Annotated in this window: 1 protein-coding gene; it reads right to left on the minus strand. The window is 75.9% G+C overall.

Annotated elements, in window-relative coordinates; translation table 11 throughout:
• Positions 1–225: 225 nt before the first annotated feature.
• Entirely contained in the window at positions 226–1,980 is a 1,755-nt protein-coding gene (locus E0D90_RS25165; RefSeq protein ID WP_130800225.1) for a sensor histidine kinase, read from the minus strand.
• Positions 1,981–2,200 lie beyond the last annotated feature (220 nt).

Here is a 2,200-nt window from a genome sequence, read left to right on the forward strand (position 1 = left end):
CCCTGACCACCACACCAAGAGCACAAATCACTCAAACCGACCTTGCTCCAGTGGCTTGACATCCATAGGAGCATCCCGCCCAGGGGCCGCGCTCACTGCGCCATCCCGGACCCACGCGCCCGAGGCCTCGGCTGGGGGGCCTCGGCGCGTGGGGAGACGACGGCGTGGGGAGCCGGGCGCGTGCGGAAGGGGGGCGGGGCAAGGGACGCGTGGGACGCGCCCGCGCTAACGGCAGCCGCCGCGTCCCGGCTCCGCCGCCGACGGTTCGTCCGGCAGCGGCACGGACCAGGTCAGCCGGGTGCCGCGGCCGGAGCCCTCCGCGTCCCCGACGGTCAGCTCACCGCCCAGGGCGTGCGCCCGGTCCTCCAGGTTCCGCAGGCCGCTGCGCCGGCCCCTGCGCGGCATGCCCACGCCGTCGTCGGTGACGCTGAGAGTGAGCCGGGCCCCGGCCACGGTCAGCCGGACGTCCACGGCCGTGGCACGGGCGTGCCGGGCCGCGTTGCTCAGCGCCTCGACCAGGACGGCGGTCGCCTCGTCGGCCACGGATGGCGGGACCCGGGTGTCGACCGGTCCCTCCACGCGCACCGCGGGCCGGAAGCCGAGTGCCTCGGCCGCCGCTTCGGTCGCCTCCGACGCCCGGCCGCGCAGCGCCGACCGGCGGTCCCCGGGGCGGGCGCGGAGACCGAAGATGGTCGAGCGGATGATCTTGATGGTCTCGTCCAGGTCGTCCACCGCGCGCTCCAGGCGTTCGGCGGCGCCGGGGTGGTGGACGAACCGCTGCGCGCTCTGCAGCGTCATGCCGGTGGCGAACAGCCGCTGGATGGCGAGGTCGTGGAGGTCCCGGGCGATCCGGTCGCGGTCGGCGAGGAGCGCCAGCTGCTCGGCGTCGGTGCGGCGCTCCGCGAGTTCCATGGCCAGTGCCGCCTGGCCGGCGAAGCCGCGCAGCGGGCCGGTCTCGGTGTCGGCGAACGCCGCCCGGCCGGCCGCGCGGGCCAGCAGCAGAACGCCACGCACCCCGTCGCCGGCCCCCATGGGGACGGCCACCGCCGGGCCCAGCCCGGCCCAGACGTCGGCGCCTCCCGCGACGCGCGGATCGTGTGCGACATCGCCGGTGGTCACCGGCCCGCCGCCGGTGAACGCCGCGGCCACCAGGCCGTCGTCCTCGCATCGCAGCGTGTCGAACCGCTCGGCGCCCTCGCCCGCCGAGCACGCCGTCCGCAGCGTGCCGTCGGACTCCCCCGGCACCGCGAGCAGCCCCAGCGTGGCGTCGGAGATGGAGCGGGCGCGCTCCAGCACCAGTTCCAGGACCCGGGCGCGCGGCGCTCCGGAGAGGAGGCTGCTGGTGACCTGGGCGCTGGCGGCGAGCCAGCGCTCACGACGCTGGGCCTCCTCGTAGAGCCGCGCCTTCTCGATCGCGACACCGGCGGCCATCGCCAGGGTGGAGAGCACCGTCTCGTCCTCGGCGTCGAACGAGCCGTCGTTGCGCTTCTCCGTGAGGTAGAGGTTGCCGAACACCTCGTCCCCGACGCGGATCGGGACGCCGAGGAAGGAGCGCATCGGCGGATGCCCGGGCGGGAAGCCGGACGAGGACGGGTGGTCGGCCAGTTCCGGCATGCGCAGCGGTTCGGGGTGCCGGATCAGCTCGCCGAGCAGTCCGTGACCGCTGGGCAGCGCGCCGATCCGGGACCGCTGCCCGGGGTCGATCCCGACGGGCAGGAACTCGGCGAGGCGCTGGTCCCCGCCGATCACGCCCAGTGCGCCGTACTCGGCGTCGACCAGCACCACGGCGGCCTCGACGATCCGGCGCAGGACCTGTTGCAGGTCCAGCTCACGGCCCACGGAGAGCACGGCCTCCAGCAGGCCGTGCACCCGGTCGCGGGTGCCGCGTACCGCTTCTATCCGGGACTGCAGCTCAGCGAGCAGTTCGTCCAGGCGGAGCCCGGGCAACTGCTCGTTCGCCGGCTGCTGTTCCACGTGCATAGGACCCTCCCCGGGCCGGACGCCATGTCTCCCCCGTCCTCGGCCACACCCTAGAGGTCACGGCTGCGTTTCCGCAGGCGGTGGCCGGTAAGGGGCGGCCGCCGCCGAGCGCCGGCCCGGCGCGGTTCGGCGCTCACGCGCCCGGCCCCGGCGCACCCGTCTCGCGCACGGCGGGCGGCGGCCGGTGTCGCGGGGCCCGTGCCGGGGAAGGGGCCAGGGA

Source organism: Streptomyces otsuchiensis (genome assembly GCF_004305975.1).
Classification (GTDB): Bacteria; Actinomycetota; Actinomycetes; order Streptomycetales; family Streptomycetaceae; genus Streptomyces; species Streptomyces otsuchiensis.